Source organism: Maritimimonas sp. 2304DJ26-3, assembly GCF_056591635.1.
Window position 1 is genome coordinate 49,814 of the sequence record NZ_JBWQOK010000004.1, and the last position, 19,154, is coordinate 68,967.

The following is a 19,154-nucleotide window of genomic DNA, read 5'->3' on the forward strand; positions in this document are numbered from 1 at the left end:
CGTTGAATTAACAAAAAGTTAAGATACCATTATAGTACCTTGCCAACGCATAATGGTGGTGAATGGAGAGGCATAAGTTAACCATACACTATGTTCATAAACCGATTAATTCAAAGTTATTTAGCTTTTTTTTGTTTAATTATTTTTCAATTCTCTTTAGCTCAAGAAGATGAGAAATCAAGAGTTCCTAAACGTATTTACACAACTCACCATGTTACACCAGACAAAGTACCGGTAATAGATGGTAAACTTGATGATGAGGGTTGGAATGTGGTTGAGTGGGCAACAGATTTTATAGAAAATGAACCCGACGAAAATACTCCACCAACTTTTCAAACACGCTTTAAGATTGTTTATGATGACAAAAATCTATATGTAGGCATTCAATGTTTTGATAAAGCTCCAGACAGTATTATTAATCGTTTGTCTAGACGAGATGGATTTGTAGGTGATCGTGTAAATGTGCTTATAGATAGTTATCATGATGAACGAACTGGTTTTGTATTTACTACTACAGCAGCTGGTGTAAAAGGCGATGAAATAGCAACTGATAATGGCGATAATATAGATGATAGTTGGAATCCCGTTTGGTATACAAAAGCAAATATTGATAGTGAAGGATGGACTGCCGAAATGAAGATACCTTTAAGTCAGTTACGTTTCGGAAAATCTAAAGAACAAATTTGGGGATTGAACGTTGTTCGCAGAATTTTTAGAAATAATGAGACTTCTTTGTGGCAACGAATTCCTGTTGATGCCCCAGGCTTTATAAGTGAAGCAGGCGAGTTACATGGATTAATAGGTTTAGTACCTCAAAGACAATTAGAAATACAACCTTTTACGGTTTTGCAATATGACACCTTCCCAAAAGAGGAGGGCAACCCTTTTCGTGATGGCGATGATTTCACATTGAATGGAGGACTAGACGCTAAAATTGGAATTACAAATGACCTTACACTAGATTTAACAGTAAATCCAGATTTTGGACAGGTTGAGGCTGATCCAGCGGCAATTGCCTTAGATGGTTTTGAGGTGTTTTTTAGAGAACAAAGACCATTTTTTGTTGAGAATAAAAATATTTTTGACTTCCGTTTTGGTGGTAATCAGGATAATTTGTTCTTCTCCAGGCGTATAGGTAGAAATCCGCAGGGATCAATTACTACAAATGGCAACGATTTTATAGATAGAAAAGCGAATACAACTATTTTAGGTGCAGCTAAATTTAGTGGAAAAACCAAAAATGGTTGGTCTATTGGGTTGTTAGAAAGTTTGACATCAAGAGAAATTGCTGAAGTTGCAAACTATGATTCTCCCGATCAAAGAAGAGAAGCTATTATTGAGCCACTAACAAATTACTTGGTAGCTAGAATTCAAAAAGATTTTAACAATCGCAATACTTTTGTTGGAGGTATTTTTACAGCAACAAATAGAAATTTAGGAAGTCAATTTAGTTTCGATTATGATTCAGATAATGAAGAATACACAAATTCTCAAGATGAGGTTGTTAATCCTTTTACTATCGATAGAAAAGAAAATAATTTAAATTACCTGCGAGAAGCTGCTTATACAGGAGGTCTTGATTTTAGACATCAATGGAAAGATAGAAAATTTAATATTGAAGGTAATTTGGTATTTAGTCACGTCAGAGGAAGTAAAGAAGCCATTGAGCGTACCCAATCTTCTTTAACACATTTATTTGGTAGAGTAGATGCAGAACATGTTGAAATTGATCCTAATAGAACTTCTTTAACAGGAACAGGAGGTAAATTAGAATTTAGTAAGCAAAGTACTGGCAATTGGCGTTATGGAATTGGTGCGAATTTCCGCTCGCCTGAATTAGAATTGAATGATATTGGTTTTCTCCGTCAAGCGGATGAAATACGTCAATATGCTTGGTTAAATTGGAGGTTATTAAAACCAACGAAAACCTTTAGAAATATATGGACTGGGATTAATATGTTTACCACTTATGATTTTCAAGGTAATTATAATCGTATTCAGTATCGTTTAGGAGGATTTGTACGATTTAATAATAATTGGTGGCTAGATGGCGCCGTATTTCATAAACCTAGAATTTATACCAATACCATATTGCGTGGAGGACCAAGATGGCGTTTTTCAAGAGAAAACATAAGCTTTTTATTTGCAGGTTCTGATCAAACTAAAAAACTGAGCTTTAGAGCTGGTTATATATATTCGCAAGCCAAACAAAATAATTTTTCCTTCTTTAAGTTAGAGGCTGGTATAACATACCAACCTATAAATTCATTTAGTATATCGTTTTCACCAGAATATGAAAAGAATCCAAACAAAACCCAATATGTAACAGAGAGAGAGTTTGAACAAGTTATAAATGGCGAAACAGTTACCGAATCTCGATACATTTTAGGAAAGATTGATCAGCAAACCTTAAGTGCAGCTATAAGATTAAATTACAATGTTAATCCTAATTTAACAGTTCAGTATTATGGGCAACCTTTTGTTTCGAGAGGTAGATATTCAGATTTTAAATATGTTTCTAAAACTCCTACCGCGAATGACCTATATGATCGCTTTGTACAATATGACTCAAATGAGATAGAAGAAGTAGATGGAACTTACTTAATTAATGAAAATGGAGGTGATATTGACTATGAATTCGGAAACCCTGATTTTTCTTTTGTTCAATTCCGTTCAAATTTAGTTGTTCGTTGGGAATACATTCCTGGCTCTGAAGTTTTCTTGGTATGGTCTCAAGGTGTTACAGGTTCTGGAAACGCAAATAATCACTTATTTAGAAATTTAAATAATCAAATTCTAGATCAAGAAAAGGACAATACTTTTTTAATTAAAGCGACTTATCGATTTAGAAGGTAATTTAATGCGCCTCTAACCAATTCTCACCAATACCTAATTCTACATCTAATGGTACAGCAAGCTTGTAAGCGTTTTCCATTTCGGATTTGATGATTGGTTTAATAATGTCTAATTCATCTTTATGAGCATCGAAAACTAATTCGTCATGTACTTGTAAAAGCATTTTTGACCTAAAGTTTTCTTTACGGAAACGTTCATGAATATTGATCATAGCAAGTTTGATAATATCAGCTGCACTACCTTGTATAGGCGCGTTTACAGCATTACGTTCTGCTGCACCTCTAACTACAGCATTTCTAGAATTAATATCTTTTAAATAGCGTCTACGCCCTAGAACAGTTTCTACATAGCCATTCTCTCTAGCAAAATCTACTAATTCAGACATGTAATTTCGTAGTTTAGGATAGGTTTTGTAATAGGTATCGATTAATTCTTTAGACTCACTTCTTGTTAGAGAAGTTTGATTACTCAAACCAAAAGCCGAAACACCATAAATGATTCCAAAATTTACAGTTTTTGCATTGCCGCGTTGTTCTCTAGTAACATCATTTATAGTAACATTAAACACCTTTGCAGCGGTTGAAGCATGAATATCTTCACCATTTTTAAATGCTTTTATCATGGTTTCCTCTTCACTTAACGCTGCAATAATGCGAAGCTCAATTTGCGAATAATCGGCAGCTAATAAAACATAATCCTTATCTCGAGGAATAAATGCTTTTCTTACCTGGCGACCTCTTTCAGTACGGATTGGGATGTTCTGTAGGTTAGGGTTATTTGAGCTTAATCTACCTGTTGCGGCTACTGCTTGTGCATAAACGGTATGAATTCTTCCAGTTTTAGAATTTATTTCATTTGGTAAAGCATCTACATATGTACTCTGCAATTTTTTATATTGTCTAAACTCCAAAATATCAGATACAATTTTATGGTCTTTAGCTAGATATGACAACACATCTTCGGCGGTGGAGTACTGACCCGTTTTTGTCTTTTTTGGTTTATCGACTAATTTTAATTTATCAAAAAGAATAGGACCTAATTGCTTAGGCGATGATAGATTAAATTCTTCTCCTGCCTGCTCGTAAATACCTTTTTCAAGCCTATTTATATCATCGGTTAAATCCAAAGAAAGCGAAGCTAAAAATTCGGTATTAATATTTATACCTTCTATTTCCATAGCGGTTAATACAGATACTAAAGGAATTTCAACATCATCAAATAATTTTGTCACTTTTCCACTGGTTAATTCTTTTTCAAAGTGTTCTTTTAGTTGCAAAGTAATGTCAGCGTCTTCTATAGCATATTCAGTTTGATCTTTTAAAGGAACCACACGCATAGAGAGTTGATTTTTACCTTTTTTACCAATTAATTCTGTAATAGAAACAGGTTGATAATTTAGATATGTTTCAGAGAGCACATCGATATTATGACGCATATCTGGGTTAATCAGATAATGAGCGATCATTGTGTCAAATAATTTTCCTTTTACAGGAATATTATAATTTGATAACACCTTAATATCATACTTTAAATTATGCCCTATCTTTTCAATAGATGTGTCTTCAAAAAAAGGTCTAAACTCTTCGAGGATGGTTTGCGTTTCTTTTTGATCTTCTGGAAATGCCACATAATAACCCTTGCCTTTTTCCCAAGAAAATGCAATACCAATCAGTTCAACTTCTAAAGCTTTTAATCCGGTAGTTTCGGTATCAAAACAAACAGATTTTTGCTTGAGTAACTTTTCAAGTAATAACTTTCTTGAAAGCTTAGTATTAATAAATTGATAAAAATGAGATGTGTTCTCAATAGTTTTATAACCAGTTGTTTCAGCAGCTTCTTGTGTAACAGCTCCTGCTCCTGGTGTTGCAAATAAATCAAATTGACCGTTAGTAGGAACTGCCTTTTTAGGCTTAATTTCGGTTATTTTTGTTTGGGGCGCATCGCTAGTTTCTGTACCAAAAGTTTTGATAAAATTTTCGGTTAAACGTCTAAATTCTAATTCGGTAAAAACTTCTTTTACAGAATCTATATCTGGTTTTGAAAGCTCAAAATTTTCTTCATGAAAGTCTACAGGAACATCAAGCATTATTGTTGCTAGTTCTTTAGAAAGTAAGCCTAATTCTTTATTAGCTTCTACTTTCTCTTTCATTTTTCCTTTTAATTCATGAGTATTAGCTAGTAGCCCTTCCATGCTTCCATAAAGACCAATAAACTTTTTTGCTGTTTTTTCACCTACTCCAGGTAAACCAGGAATATTGTCTACAGAATCTCCCATCATTCCTAAAAAGTCTATGACTTGCTCGGGTCTTTCGACTTCAAATTTTTCTTGCACTTCTTTAATACCCCAAGTTTCGTAGCCGCCACCAAAGCGAGGGCGATACATAAAAATATTTTCTGATACCAATTGGGCAAAATCCTTGTCTGGTGTAACCATAAACGTTTTATAGCCTTGCTTTTCAGCTTTTTTCGCCAACGTACCTATAATGTCATCGGCTTCATAACCTTCCTTTACAATAATAGGTATATGCATGGCTTTTAAAATCTGCTCTATATATGGAACAGCAATTTTAATAGCTTCAGGTGTTTCATCTCGATTTGCTTTATAAGCTTCGAACATTTCAACACGGTCTACACTACCACCTTTGTCAAAACAAACCGCTAAATGATCTGGTCGCTCACGTTTTATTACATCTAATAATGAATTTGTAAAACCCAAAATAGCTGAGGTATCCATACCTTTTGAATTGATTCTTGGGTTCTTTATAAATGCATAATAGCCTCTAAAAATTAGAGCATATGCATCAAGTAAAAAAAGACGTTTTTGTTCTGACATGAGTGAAAGTTGATAAGAGAATCAAAGCTACGAAACTTTAACAGGATGTTAAAATAGATTCTTTGTTTTAGGTTTATATTTGTTAGAATTTTACAAAAATTGAGGTATGCTTCGTTGGATTATTTTTATTACCATTTATTTAGTTATTGATTTTTATGCTTTTCAAGCATTTAAAACAACTTTTAGAAATAAGTGGTTGCATTTTATTTATTGGTTAATAACAGTTTTGATTATCGGTAATTTTGTATATCAAATGGTAACTTATAATCGTGGTGTTGGATTAACTACTTCGGTAAATAATTCTATTGGATTTTTCTTAACGCTTATGGTGCCTAAACTGCTCATTGTTATTTTTATGTTTGGCGAAGATATTATTCGTGTGCCACAAGCTTTATATAGAATGGCCACTGAAGGAAAAGCAGCTGAAGGCAATTATTTTCCGTCTAGACGTAAATTTATTAGTCAAATTGCATTGGGCTTAGCCGCGATACCGTTTACTTCTTTACTTTACGGAATGTATAGAGGAAAATACAATTACAAGGTTTTAAAATATTCATTAGAGTTTGACGATTTACCAAATGCTTTTGATGGATTTCAGATAACTCAAATATCAGATATTCATAGCGGAAGTTTTGACAATAAAAAGAAAATAGAATACGGTATTGATTTGATCAATCAGCAAGATTCTGATATTATTTTATTTACAGGAGATATGGTAAATAATCGTGCAGACGAAATGTTGCCATGGTTAGATTCTTTTAAAAAGCTAAATGCTAAAAAAGGAATGTTTTCTGTACTAGGAAATCATGATTATGGAGATTATGTTCAATGGGAAAGTGAAGAAGCAAAGGCTCAAAACATGGATAAACTAAAAGATATCGAAAAAGAAATTGGTTTTGATCTTTTGTTGAATGAGCACCGGTTTTTAGAAAAAGATGGCGACAGAATTGTATTGGTTGGTGTTGAAAATTGGGGAGCTGGTGGATTTAAAAAAGTTGGTGACTTACAGAAAGCATCGTCTGGCGTTGAAAAAGATGATTTTAAAATTCTTCTGAGTCATGATCCAAGTCATTGGGAGGAAGAGGTGAGAAAAGATGAGAAAAAATACCATTTAACATTAAGTGGTCATACTCATGGAATGCAGTTTGGTATTGAAATTCCTGGATGGATTAAGTGGAGCCCCGTTAAGTGGCGCTACAAGCATTGGGCGGGCATTTATGAAGAAGCTGGTAGATACATAAATGTAAATAGAGGCTTTGGGTTTTTGGCATATCCAGGTCGAGTTGGTATATGGCCAGAAATTAGTGTTATTACCCTAAAGAAAAAGCAAAAAGGAATGGTTTAATCAATAGCTAGTTAAAATGGCCTTAAGTAAGTTGTTGAAAAAGAGCTATAAAAACGGTTTGATTAATAAAAAAGTATATTATATTTGCTTGTAGATAGTATTATTAGCCCAAATGTTATTGTCTAAATAAAATTCATGCTTATGGCAAAATTTGGCGAATTAATTAATTCGAACATTCCAACGTTGATCGATTTTTATGCTGATTGGAATGAAAATAACACAAGTCTTCACTCTGTGCTAAGAGATGTTGCGGCTGCACTTGGCGATAAAGCTAAGGTTATCAAAATAGACATTGATAAAAATGAGACTTTGGCTAATGCATTACGTATAAAAGGCAACCCTACTTTTATTATCTATAAAAATGGCGAAATGAAATGGCGGCAGTCTGGTGAACAAGATGCGAATACACTCATTAGTTTAGTACAGCAGTACGTTTAGAGAGCCCTTATTTTTTTAAAAATATAACCTTTTTTACTGAAATACTCAAGCACTTTTGGTAGCACATACAATACATTTTTTGAAGCTTTTTTACTATCGTGAAATACAATGATACTGCCAGATTTGGTGTTGTTTATTACATTTTCAACTATTTTTTCAGGATGTAAGCTCGAATCCCAATCATAGGACAAAACATCCCACATAATAATTTTATAGCCTAATTTTCTTAGTTGTCTTGCTTGTGAGTTTTTTATTTTTCCGTATGGGGGTCTAAACAGCTTAGAGTCTATTTTCTCTTTGGCTTTTTGAACATCATCAATGTAAGTTTGAATATTGGCTTTCCAACCTTTTAAATGACAGTAGCTGTGATTACCGATTGCATGCCCTTCTTTAACAATTTGATTAAAAATAAATGGATTTTTCGATACATTGTTACCAATACAAAAGAAAGTACCTTTAGCATTGTAACTCTTTAAAATATTTAATACTTGCTCAGTAACTTCTGGTGTTGGTCCATCATCAAAAGTGAGATATAAAGCTTTTTCGTTAGAATTTTTATTAGTTATGTTCCAAACATAGTTCGGAAATACTTTTTTAAAAATCCATGGAGTTTTTACCAGCACTAATTGTAGGTTATTCTAATAGACCTTCAAACATCTTTACAGATTCGATATATCCTTTCTTTAATTCATCAGCAAAAGGCTCATCGAATTCATCAGCTGTTGCAACTACATTATTATACATAATAAGTGTAGTTTCTATGTCATCATAATTTTTTGCAATACCATATTTGTCTAAACTACTATAATAATCAAGGCGATCTCTAAAAATATTAACCAGTGTATTGGCAACATTTTGAGCTTTTTCTTTTTTGTCTATTTTATAATAGTTTTCAATATACCCTAAGACCATTCCAAAGTGACCGTAACGAGCAATCGGCATTTTTTCGATTGATAAATCTAAAATTTCTTCGGCTTTAACCTTTTTATTTTCTTTTATCAGGGCTTCCGCTAGACGAACTAAATTATTTCTAAAAGAGATTCCATTCTTACGTGTTTCTACATCTACATAAATGTCATCACTGTTCGAATTTTTCCAATCCCATTTCTTAACGTTATTGTACATTATGTCTGTATTGATGCGACCAATATCTAATATGCTTCTGGGGCGCCCATCTGCATAAGTACTTGGCGTTTTGATAGGGACAAACTTATATGCCAAACCTTCTAATTGTAGATAGTCTTTTAACCAGATATACTCTTCTGCTGCATGCGCACCACCCGTAAAATAAATAGGACGTTCCCAATTAGTATTAGCCAGAACATCTAACATTAAAATTCTGTTTTTAGTCAAACCGTTTTCATCAATGTCAAAATCGATATATGGTAAGATTTTATCTGCATCTTCTGGAGCTACAATACCATTCTTTAATACAGCTTCTTTATCAACATACAATCGTAATTTATTAGTGGGATAGATCTTTTCAGGGTTTCCATCTTCATCAAAATCAATAAATGTTCTTGGGTTATCACTTTTTAACCATTTCATAAAGAAATCGATATCTACTCTATTTTCAAATGGTTTTTCCTTTGTAGAATCTCCTTCAAATAAATTGATAGTATCTTTTACTGCAACATTTCTTAACTCAATAGGTATATGATAAGCTACATCTAAAGTACCTGTTCTATATTCATTATGTGTTAATTCAGAAGGAATAGGATCGGCATCATATGTTTTGCGTTTTTGTTGATCTATATACCAATCTGTAGCAAATAAACTTGTATTTACTAATTTAATATCTGTTCGGTAGTTTTCAACCTCCTGCATATACCATAAAGGGAATGTGTCGTTATCACCGATGGTGAACATGATGGCGTTTTTATCTGTAGAATCTAAGTATGCCTTTGCGTTATTATGCGTTGCCCAGCGACCTGAACGATCGTGATCATCCCAGTTTTGGAAACCCATTAGTATGGGTACTGCTAATAGCGATACCCCAGTTATAGTGAGCGCGGCTATCCTTGGGTTCAATTTATCTTTGAGCTGTTCAAATAATGCAAGTACACCAAAGCCTATCCAAATAGCAAAAATATAAAAGGAGCCTACAACAGCATAATCACGTTCTCTAGGTTCAAATGGTTTCGGGTTGGTATAGAAGATAATAGCTAATCCTGTAAAAGCAAAGAAGAGTAGTAAGACGTAAAAACTCTTTTTATCAAACTTTATATGGAACAATAAACCGATTAATCCTAAAATAAGAGGTAAGAAATAGTATGTATTTCGCCCTTTATTATCTGCCATTTCTGGAGGTAAATTATCTTGTGAGCCTCTTAGAAAATTATCAATAAAACTAATGCCACTTATCCAATTACCGTGATTATCTAAATTACCTTGAATGTCATCTTGACGTCCAACAAAATTCCACATAAAGTAACGGCCATACATATAACCGAACTGATAGTCGAACATAAATTTTAAGTTCTCAGCAAAAGTCGGTCTACGTTTACTTCGTTGAGGTATCCCCGCAACAGCTTTATAATTTGCAACTACGCTTGGTGATGGATCTACCATTCTAGGTATAAACCCTTTGTGTTTATCTGTGTAGTTTGGTAATGCGTTCTTATATCTATTTACAATTACATATTTACCAGCTTTTTTGTCTTTTTCGTACTTAGGTTTATCATCTCTGTACGGATCATTTGGATCTTGTTGACGTGTTTCAGAATAATAAGAGTCATAAAAAATACTAGCATCACCATACTGTTCACGATTATAATATGCTAGTAATTCTCGAGCACTAGAAGGATTATTTTCGTTGATTGTTGTATTTGCATTTGCACGGATTGGTAGCATTAACCAGGAAGAAAACCCGATCATAACAAATAGTAAACAAAGGATGATCAAATTGGTATTGAACAATTTCTTCTTACGAGTGTGACGAATACCAAAATAAAATGCCGCAATTAAAATAATTCCAGCGATGATACTACCAGAATTAAATGGTAACCCGATTGAATTAACAAAGAACAATTCTGACGCACTAAAAAATGATAGTGTATATGGGAATAAGAATTTAAACACAAACACAAGTACTAGTACAGAAACTATGTTTGCAATTATGAATTTTTTTGATGTGATATTATCATACTTTTTATAGAAATAGATAAAAACGATAGACGGAATTACCAATAAAGATAAAATGTGAACACCAAAAGATAACCCAACTACAAAACTAATAAGCAATAACCATTTATGACCACGGGGTTCATCCATTTCAGCTTCCCAACGTAGACCCAACCAGAATAACAAAGCCATTAAAAAAGATGACATAGCATATACTTCTGCTTCAACAGCACTAAACCAAAAACTGTCAGAAAATGTATAAGCTAAAGCACCAATCAAACCACTTCCTAAAATTGCAATTGTTTTTCCATCTAATAATTCTTCTGTTCTACCAACAATTTTTTTAGCCAGCGCGGTAATCGTCCAAAATAAAAATAGAATTGTAAATGCACTCGCCAAGGCAGACATAAAATTTGTCATTTTTGCTATTTGAGTAACGTCACTAGTAAACATTGCAAAAAAGGCACCTAGCATTTGGAATAAAGGTGCACCTGGTGGATGCCCTACTTCTAATTTCACAGCAGTAGAGATATATTCCCCTACATCCCAATAACTTACTGTTGGTTCTAATGTTAATGTATATGTAATGAGTGCAATTGCAAAAGCCACCCATCCTAAAATAATGTTTAACTTTTTATAATTGAAGTTGTTCATGAATTCATTTTTGTACTGTGGGCGAATTTACTAATAATTATCGATTAAAGCTGGTGAATTATTGTGTGTAAGGCTGGATACACTTATTAAATTTGTGTTAAAGTTGGTGTTGAATTTTTTTATAAAAAAATTTGCTGAATAAAAAGATTGAATTAAATTTGCACCCGCATTGGCCCATGGTGTAATTGGCAACACACCGGTTTTTGGTACCGACATTCAAGGTTCGAGTCCTTGTGGGCCAACAGAAAAGCTCTCAGTTATGAGGGCTTTTTTATATTTTAAAAGTCATTACTGGTCGTAAAGCATGGTTTGCTAAGTCTTTACTAATACTTTCACTAAATAAATTGTACAAACCACTTCTACCATGTGTATTTATGGCTATAACATCTGCATCAATTTCTCTAGAAAAATTTAAAACACCTTCCTCTATAGTAGTATCGTTATATACATTCATAGTATAATTGCTAAGCTCATAATTATCAATGAATTTATATAATCGCTCGTTCGACTTTTTAGTAGATTCAAATTTGTGAATGGTATTGATATATAGTAAATGAAGTTTTGCATTAAAAAGATCTCTATACTCTAAAACTGTAGGGAAAGTTTTTTTGCTTTCATCACTAAAATCTGAAGCAAAAACCATATCCTTTACTTCAAAACTATCAATATCTTCTTTAATAACTAAAACCGGTATATGAGAATGTCTAACCACTTTTTCTGTATTAGAACCTACTAACATTTCTTTTAGGCCAGTAGCCCCTTGAGAACCCATAACAATTAAATCAACATCTAGCTTTTTGCTTTCTTCAATAACACCTTCAAAGGCTTTGTGAAATCGAACATCTTCTTTAACCACTAATCCTTCAAAAAACGGGAATGCCATAAATTCTTCAAACTTTTTATGTACTCCTTTCATATAATAAATAGCTTGAGCACCGCTACTAGAACCGCTAGAATTTCCTGGATCTATCGTTTCAGAAGGTACATCAAACATATGTAGTAAAATAACTTCACTATTTGTTTTATTGGCAATACTAGCAGCAACTTTACATGCGTATTTTGCCTGATCGGAAAAGTCAACAGGAACTAAGATTCGATTCATAATTAGTTGATTTAATGTTAGCTCTATAAATATAGTAATATTAACAATACAATCTTGTTTTGCTAGTATTAAAATTAGTTTGTATATTTGCACCGAAAATAAAGGTAATAGAAATAGGAGGGGACGGAGAGTCCCCTCTTTTTATACAGAAAATGAACCAAGAAGCGGTCAAGAATTTAGTAGACGAAGCGATTTTAGAGAATGAACGATTGTTTTTAATCGACCTTAAATTTTCTGCAGATAATAAAATTATTGTTGTTGTAGATGGTGATGATGGAGTTCCGTTAAAAGAATGCATACGGATTAGCCGTCATGTAGAACACAATTTAGATAGAGAAGAAGAAGATTTTTCTCTTGAGGTTACCTCGCCAGGAGCTACCGAACCATTGGTTAACAATAGACAGTATAAAAAGAATATTGGTAGAACCTTAAAAGTAAAAACCGAAACTGAAAGTTTAGAAGGTAAACTTACTAGTACAAATGAAGATGAAATTGTACTTGAGTGGAAGGCTAGAGAACCAAAATCTCTTGGTAAAGGAAAAGTTACTGTTGTAAAACAAGCAATAGTTAAATATATAGATATTAAACAAGCAAAAGTGAAAATAAATTTTTAATTTAAGAATGAAATGGAAAACATCGCATTAATTGAATCTTTTTCAGAATTTAAAGACGATAAAAGTATAGATAGGGTTACCTTAATGGCTATACTTGAAGATGTGTTTAGAGCAGCATTAAAAAGAAAATATGGTTCTGATGAAAATTTCGACATCATTATAAACCCTGATAAAGGAGATTTAGAAATTTGGAGAAATAGAATTGTAGTTGCTGATGGAATGTCAGAAGATGATAATGAAGAAATAGAGTTATCAGAAGCGAGAAAGATTGAGCCAGATTTTGAAATAGGTGAAGATGTGTCTGAAGAGGTTAAATTAGTAGATCTTGGTAGAAGAGCAATTTTAGCATTACGTCAGAATTTGATTTCTAAGATTCATGAACACGACAATACAAACGTGTTTAAACAATTTAAGGATCTCGAGGGCGAAATATATAGTGCAGAAGTACATCATATTCGTCATAATGCGGTAATATTACTAGATGACGAAGGAAATGAGATTATTTTGCCTAAAAGCGAGCAAATAAAATCTGACTATTTCCGAAAAGGAGAATCTGTAAGAGGAATTATTAAATCGGTAGAATTAAGAGGTAATAAGCCTGCAATTATTCTTTCGAGAACATCACCAGATTTCTTAACAAAACTATTTGAACAAGAAATTCCTGAGGTTTTTGATGGTTTAATTACTATAGAAAGAGTAGCTCGTATACCTGGTGAAAAAGCAAAGGTGGCGGTAGATTCTTATGACGATAGAATAGATCCTGTTGGAGCTTGTGTTGGCATGAAAGGTTCTCGTATTCACGGTATAGTTCGTGAATTGGGTAATGAAAATATAGATGTTATCAATTACACTAAAAACGATAAAATATTTATAGCTAGAGCATTAAGCCCTGCTAAGGTTGCTTCAATGGAAATTAAAGAAGCTGCCGAGGGAGAAAAATCTCGTGTAGATGTTTATTTAAAACCAGAAGAAGTTTCAAAAGCAATTGGTAAAGGCGGTGTAAATATCCGTTTGGCTAGCCAGTTAACAGGTTATGAGTTAGATGTTCAACGTGAAGGTATTGAAGATGAGGATGTTGAATTAACGGAATTTACCGATGAGATAGAAGCATGGGTAATCGAAGAATTCAAGAAAATAGGTTTAGACACGGCTAGAGGTGTTTTAGATCAAGATGTAAATGATCTAGTAAAAAGAACAGATTTAGAAGAAGAAACAATTATTGATGTTCAGCGTATTTTAAAAGAAGAATTCGAAGATTAATCTAAAATTTAGAATACCAAGAAAATAAGAAGTAAAATTATAGTATTATATGGCTACATTGAGGCTAAATAAAGTTTTAAGAGAATTAAATATTTCATTAGATAGAGCTGTTGAGCATCTTACAAAGCAAGGCTTTGAAATAGAGGCTAGACCAACAACTAAGATTTCTGATGAAATATATAATGTGCTCTTAGACGAATTTCAAACCGATAAAAGTAAGAAAGTTGCTTCGCGTGAGGTTGGAGAAGAAAAGCGTAAAGAAAAGGAGGCACTGCGTATTGCTCATGAGAAAGAGTTAGAGAAGAAACGGTTAGAAGAAGAAGCCAAAAAAGAAGTCTTTAAGCCCGAGACTGAGAAGTTGTCTGGTTTAAAAACTGTTGGTAAAATTGATCTTGATAACAAGAAACCAGCCAAAAAAGAAGAGCCTGTAAAGAAAGAAGAGGTTAAGGCAGAAGTTGAAGCACCAAAAAAAGAGATTGAAACTGTTCAACAAACAGAAGAAACTCCGGCAGAAGAAAATGCTGAACCTGCTAAGATTGAAACAAAATACAAGAAACTTTCTGGGCCAAAACAGGTGGGTGAAAAGATTGATTTAAAGCAATTCGAGAAACCTAAAAAGAAGCCAGAAGATAAAAAGAAAGCTGAAGCTGAGGCAAATAAAAAGAAGAGAAAACGTATCAGTAAGCCTGTAAACTACAATCAAGGTCAAGGGCAACGTGGTGGACAACGTGGAGGTGGAAACAATTTTAGAGGCAGAAATGATAATAGAGGTAATAATGCCGGTAGAGGTAGAAAGGCTGTTGTTAAAGAAGAGCCATCTGAAGAAGAAATCCAAAAGCAAGTACGTGAGACTTTAGAAAAACTTCAAGGTAAATCTAAAAAAGGTAAAGGAGCAAAATATAGAAGAGAGAAAAGAGATGCTCACCGTCAACAAACAGAAGTTGATGCAGAATTACAAGCAGCAGAAAGCAAAACATTAAAAGTAACAGAGTTTGTTACGGTTAGTGAGATTGCTACCATGATGGATGTTGCTGTTACGCAGGTAATTTCAGCTTGTATGTCTTTAGGTATGATGGTGACTATGAATCAGCGTTTGGATGCTGAAACCTTATCTATTGTAGCCGAAGAATTTGGGTATGAAGTTGAATTTGTAAGTGCAGAAGTAGAAGAAGCTATCGAAGAGGTAGTTGATCAAGAGGAAGATTTAACTCCAAGAGCTCCAATTGTAACGGTGATGGGTCACGTAGATCATGGTAAAACATCGTTGTTAGATTACATTCGTAATGCGAATGTTATTGCGGGTGAGTCAGGTGGAATTACACAGCATATAGGTGCTTATGCCGTAGAATTAAAAGACGGTCAAAAAATTACATTCTTAGATACACCAGGTCACGAAGCCTTTACAGCTATGCGTGCTCGTGGTGCTCAGGTAACCGATTTGGTAATTATTGTAATTGCGGCGGATGATTCCATAATGCCACAAACAAAAGAGGCTATCAGTCATGCCCAGGCAGCTGGCGTGCCAATTGTATTTGCTATAAATAAGGTTGATAAACCGGATGCAAATCCTGATAAAGTTAAGGAAGAGTTAGCAGGTATGAATCTATTAGTAGAAGACTGGGGTGGTAAAGTACAATCTCATGATGTTTCTGCTAAAACAGGTCAAGGTATCGATGAGTTGTTAGAAAAAGTATTGTTAGAAGCTGAATTATTAGAACTGAAAGCAAATGCAAGTAAAAATGCTATTGGTACTGTTGTAGAAGCTTTATTAGATAAAGGGAAAGGATACGTTTCTACCGTATTGGTTGAAGCTGGTACATTACGTATTGGTGATTTTATGCTTGCCGGTAAGAATAGTGGTAAAGTAAAAGCTATGCACGATGAGCGTGGTAATGCATTGACTGAAGCAGGACCTTCAACACCAGTATCAATTTTAGGATTGGATGGAGCTCCGCAAGCAGGTGACAAGTTCAATGTTTTGGATGATGAGCGCGAAGCGAAACAAATTGCTTCTAAGCGTTCGCAATTACAGCGTGAGCAATCGGTTAGAACACAACGTCATATTACATTAGATGAAATTGGTCGTCGTATTGCCTTAGGTGATTTCCAAGAATTGAATATTATCCTTAAAGGTGATGTGGATGGTTCGGTAGAGGCATTAACAGATTCATTACAGAAATTATCTACCGAAGAAATTCAGGTGAATATTATACATAAAGCCGTAGGTGCTATTACAGAATCAGATGTTTTGTTAGCATCGGCTTCAGATGCGATTATTGTTGGTTTTAACGTAAGGCCTTCTGGTAGTGCAAGAACCTTAGCAGATAAAGAAGAAATTGATATCAGAAATTACTCAATTATTTACGATGTAATTAATGATGTTAAAGATGCTATGGAGGGTATGCTATCACCAGAAATGAAAGAAGAAATTACTGGTAATGCCGAAATTAGAGAGACTTATAAGATTTCTAAGATTGGTACCATTGCAGGTTGTATGGTTACAGATGGTAAGATCTTTAGAAATTCTAGAATAAGAATTATTAGAGAAGGTGTGGTTGTCTTTACAGGTGAATTAGCTTCATTAAAACGATTTAAAGACGATGTTAAAGAAGTTGCTAAAGGTTACGACTGCGGTATGCAGATCAAGAACTACAATGATATTAAAGAATTAGATATTATTGAAGCCTACCAAGAAGTAGCTGTTAAGAAAACGCTGAAATAATTAGTGTCAGATTGAGTGATCTTGATATTTGTCAAGATTGTATCGAAATCTAAATAAAAAGTAAAACCCAAACATCAACGTTTGGGTTTTTTTATACTTAAAATTTTTAAGTTTCGCTTATCGGTTGCGTGTATGATTTTTGCGGAACGTTCCGCGAGGAATATTCCGATGGAAATCATATTTTACTAAAAGTAAGAAATTTTCTTATGCTTAACCAACTGAAGCAACTAATTATACACGTTGTTACCTGCTGGCAGTTTCATTTTATTGATCAACTTTTAGTTCATATAATTATTCTCTTATTATAGTGTAAAGTGATGGTGTTGGTTTTAGTCCCTCGACAGGAACAATGTTAGGTTGTTGCATCATTTTTTTAATTGCTTCCATAAACGCTTTCGGGCTTTCCCAAACAGCTACATTAATCAGCTCAAATTTAGCATCGTCTTTTATTGACTGATGTAATTTTGTAGATACATAACCAGGTTGCGTTTTTAAAAAATCTCTACAATCTTCCCAATATTTAATTGAGGCTTCTAGTTTTCCAGCTGGCACTTCAAATGGATTAATTAGCACTGTATGATTTTTGTTCTCACTTGTCATAGTTTTTTCGTTTTTAATTGTTGTTTCAGTTTTTTTCTCGTTGTTACACGATGTTATTCCTAAAAATAAAAGTGCAATAAAAATTGTTTTTGTGATGTTTACTGTGTGTTTCATATTGTTTAATTTTAATTCGTTAAGAGTAAAAGCTAACAACATCCTAACTAATATTTTGTCTTATCTTATTAATGACAGATAGAAAAACTTCTATCTCGTTTTTAGCAATACCTTTTGTAGCGTTGTCTATAAAAATCTTGGCGATTTTGTTCGCTTTTTTAATTTCTATTGTTCCTTTTTCTGTAATATGAATGAGTTTTAATCTTCGGTCAGTTTTAGAGGGTTTTCTTTTTACAAACAGTTGTTTTTCAAGAATGTCTACCATTCGTGTTGTTGCAGAGTTATCTTTGTTTGTAATAGTTGTAATTTCTTGCATCGAACGGTTATTTTTTTCGAATAGCACGTTGAGTAACTCTAATTGTTCTGGTGTTATTTTTAATCCATTCTCTTTTAAATGCCTTTTAAATTCTTTAAGAATAATTATTCTTGTCGCTACTATTTGATAAGTTGGACTTTGCTCTCTGAATGATTTCATATTAATTTGACTAATCAATATTTGACTATGCAAATATAATTATAATTTTTTATAACTCATTTTAATTTTTTCAAGTGAGAACTTTCGTTGGGTTTAAAAACTGTCCTTTCGGATTTGGTTGCTTGCAGGTAATGCTTAGATATGGTTTCGTTTTAATGAGCTATATCGGTCGATAAGCGAAGTTCGAAGAAGTTAAGTTAAGAAACAAAATAAATTACTTTCTATGAAAGTTCTTAATTTCTTATGCGACTTAGCTCACTAATAGTTAACTTAATTAAATTCACAATCAAAATGAAGAAATTAGTATTGCTTATTGCACTTGTAAGTGTTATTGCATGTAAAAAAAAGGAAGAAACTCCTAAAGAACCGCAAGTAGAAGAAACTGTAGAATTAGTAAAAGAAGAACCAAAAGTAGATTATGCTAGTTATGGTATGAAAGACAATGACGCTCCTAAAGGTTTAGAAAAAGGCTCAAAAGCGCCAGAAGTAAATCTAACAATCGACGGTAAACAAGTTGCTTTAGCAGATTTATATAAAGATCAAAATGTAGCTGTTATCTTTTATAGAGGTTATTGGTGTCCATACTGTAGTAAACATTTAGCTGAGTTCGCTACACGTGCAAAAGAATTAGAAGATAAGGGTATTAAGTTAATAGCTATAACGCCAGAAACCGAAGAAGGTATTGCTAAAACGAAAGATGCTTCTAAAGCAGAATTCACCATTGTTTCTGATACAGACGGGAGTTTACAAAGAGCTTTTGATGTTGATTTTGGAGTTACAGATGGTTATGCCGGCAAGGTTAAAGAAAAACTTAGTGTTTCGATAAATGAAAACAATGCAAATGGTGAAGCAATATTGCCTGTGCCTGCAACTTATGTGATCAATAAAAATGGCGAAATTATCTATGCTCATTTTGATCCAGATTATAAAAAGAGAGCTAGTGTAGATGATATTTTAGGAGCAATCTAGTTTATAACTAAACAAGAATAATAAAAAAAGCCGCTTGTTAAGCGGCTTT

The 19,154-nt window shown here is 33.4% G+C and carries 13 protein-coding genes and 1 tRNA gene; 8 read left to right on the forward strand and 6 right to left on the reverse strand.

All coding sequences use genetic code 11. The annotated features are described in order from the left end of the window. Window positions 1–90 precede the first annotated feature (90 nt). Window positions 91–2,856 carry a DUF5916 domain-containing protein gene (locus tag AC1EUV_RS11885; RefSeq protein WP_480198938.1) on the forward strand — a complete coding sequence of 922 codons (2,766 nt, stop codon included), beginning with the start codon at window positions 91–93 and terminating at the stop codon, window positions 2,854–2,856. Window position 2,857: 1 nt separating this feature from the next. Here the strand turns inward: AC1EUV_RS11885 and polA are convergent, their stop codons facing one another. After that, window positions 2,858–5,689 (reverse strand): DNA polymerase I, encoded by a 2,832-nt coding sequence (polA, locus tag AC1EUV_RS11890; RefSeq protein ID WP_480198939.1) that lies wholly within the window; start codon window positions 5,687–5,689, stop codon window positions 2,858–2,860. 106 nt (window positions 5,690–5,795) lie between these two features. Between polA and AC1EUV_RS11895 the strand changes: the two genes are divergently transcribed. Beyond that, complete coding sequence (locus AC1EUV_RS11895; RefSeq protein ID WP_480198940.1) at window positions 5,796–7,034, forward strand: metallophosphoesterase; 1,239 nt, start codon at window positions 5,796–5,798, stop codon at window positions 7,032–7,034. Window positions 7,035–7,175: 141 nt separating this feature from the next. After that, window positions 7,176–7,472, forward strand: coding sequence for a thioredoxin family protein (locus AC1EUV_RS11900; protein WP_480198941.1), 297 nt, complete (start codon window positions 7,176–7,178; stop codon window positions 7,470–7,472). Here AC1EUV_RS11900 and AC1EUV_RS11905 read toward each other — a convergent pair. Together AC1EUV_RS11905 and AC1EUV_RS11910 are read right to left on the reverse strand one after the other, a co-directional pair. Then, entirely contained in the window at window positions 7,469–8,095 is a 627-nt protein-coding gene (locus AC1EUV_RS11905; RefSeq protein WP_480198942.1) for a polysaccharide deacetylase family protein, read from the reverse strand. The genes AC1EUV_RS11900 and AC1EUV_RS11905 overlap by 4 nt on opposite strands. A 10-nt stretch (window positions 8,096–8,105) precedes the next feature. Then, window positions 8,106–11,249 (reverse strand): glycosyltransferase family 117 protein, encoded by a 3,144-nt coding sequence (locus AC1EUV_RS11910; protein ID WP_480198943.1) that lies wholly within the window; start codon window positions 11,247–11,249, stop codon window positions 8,106–8,108. Between the two features lie 170 nt (window positions 11,250–11,419). Here AC1EUV_RS11910 and AC1EUV_RS11915 point away from each other — a divergent pair. Then, window positions 11,420–11,491 (forward strand) — tRNA-Gln (locus AC1EUV_RS11915). Between the two features lie 29 nt (window positions 11,492–11,520). On the opposite strand, the gene AC1EUV_RS11920 is transcribed toward AC1EUV_RS11915, so the two are convergent. After that, window positions 11,521–12,351 (reverse strand): universal stress protein, encoded by an 831-nt coding sequence (locus AC1EUV_RS11920; RefSeq protein ID WP_480198944.1) that lies wholly within the window; start codon window positions 12,349–12,351, stop codon window positions 11,521–11,523. A 152-nt stretch (window positions 12,352–12,503) separates the two neighbouring features. Between AC1EUV_RS11920 and rimP the strand changes: the two genes are divergently transcribed. Genes rimP through infB form a run of 3 tightly spaced genes read left to right on the forward strand, consistent with a single transcriptional unit; the run spans window position 12,504 to window position 16,947 of the window. Continuing rightward, complete coding sequence (rimP, locus tag AC1EUV_RS11925) at window positions 12,504–12,965, forward strand: ribosome assembly cofactor RimP (protein WP_480198945.1); 462 nt, start codon at window positions 12,504–12,506, stop codon at window positions 12,963–12,965. A gap of 12 nt (window positions 12,966–12,977) precedes the next feature. Continuing rightward, entirely contained in the window at window positions 12,978–14,225 is a 1,248-nt protein-coding gene (nusA, locus tag AC1EUV_RS11930; RefSeq protein ID WP_480198946.1) for a transcription termination factor NusA, read from the forward strand. Window positions 14,226–14,274: 49 nt separating this feature from the next. After that, window positions 14,275–16,947 (forward strand): translation initiation factor IF-2, encoded by a 2,673-nt coding sequence (gene infB, locus AC1EUV_RS11935; RefSeq protein ID WP_480198947.1) that lies wholly within the window; start codon window positions 14,275–14,277, stop codon window positions 16,945–16,947. Between the two features lie 291 nt (window positions 16,948–17,238). Here infB and AC1EUV_RS11940 read toward each other — a convergent pair whose 3' ends face one another. Together AC1EUV_RS11940 and AC1EUV_RS11945 are read right to left on the reverse strand one after the other, a co-directional pair. Further along, window positions 17,239–17,661, reverse strand: a complete 423-nt coding sequence (locus AC1EUV_RS11940) for an antibiotic biosynthesis monooxygenase family protein (RefSeq protein ID WP_480198948.1) — start codon at window positions 17,659–17,661, stop codon at window positions 17,239–17,241. 43 nt (window positions 17,662–17,704) lie between these two features. Then, window positions 17,705–18,136, reverse strand: coding sequence for a MarR family winged helix-turn-helix transcriptional regulator (locus AC1EUV_RS11945; protein ID WP_480198949.1), 432 nt, complete (start codon window positions 18,134–18,136; stop codon window positions 17,705–17,707). A gap of 291 nt (window positions 18,137–18,427) precedes the next feature. Here AC1EUV_RS11945 and AC1EUV_RS11950 point away from each other — a divergent pair, with 291 nt between their 5' ends. Next, window positions 18,428–19,105 carry a peroxiredoxin-like family protein gene (locus AC1EUV_RS11950; protein WP_480198950.1) on the forward strand — a complete coding sequence of 226 codons (678 nt, stop codon included), beginning with the start codon at window positions 18,428–18,430 and terminating at the stop codon, window positions 19,103–19,105. The last annotated feature ends 49 nt before the right edge of the window (window positions 19,106–19,154 follow it).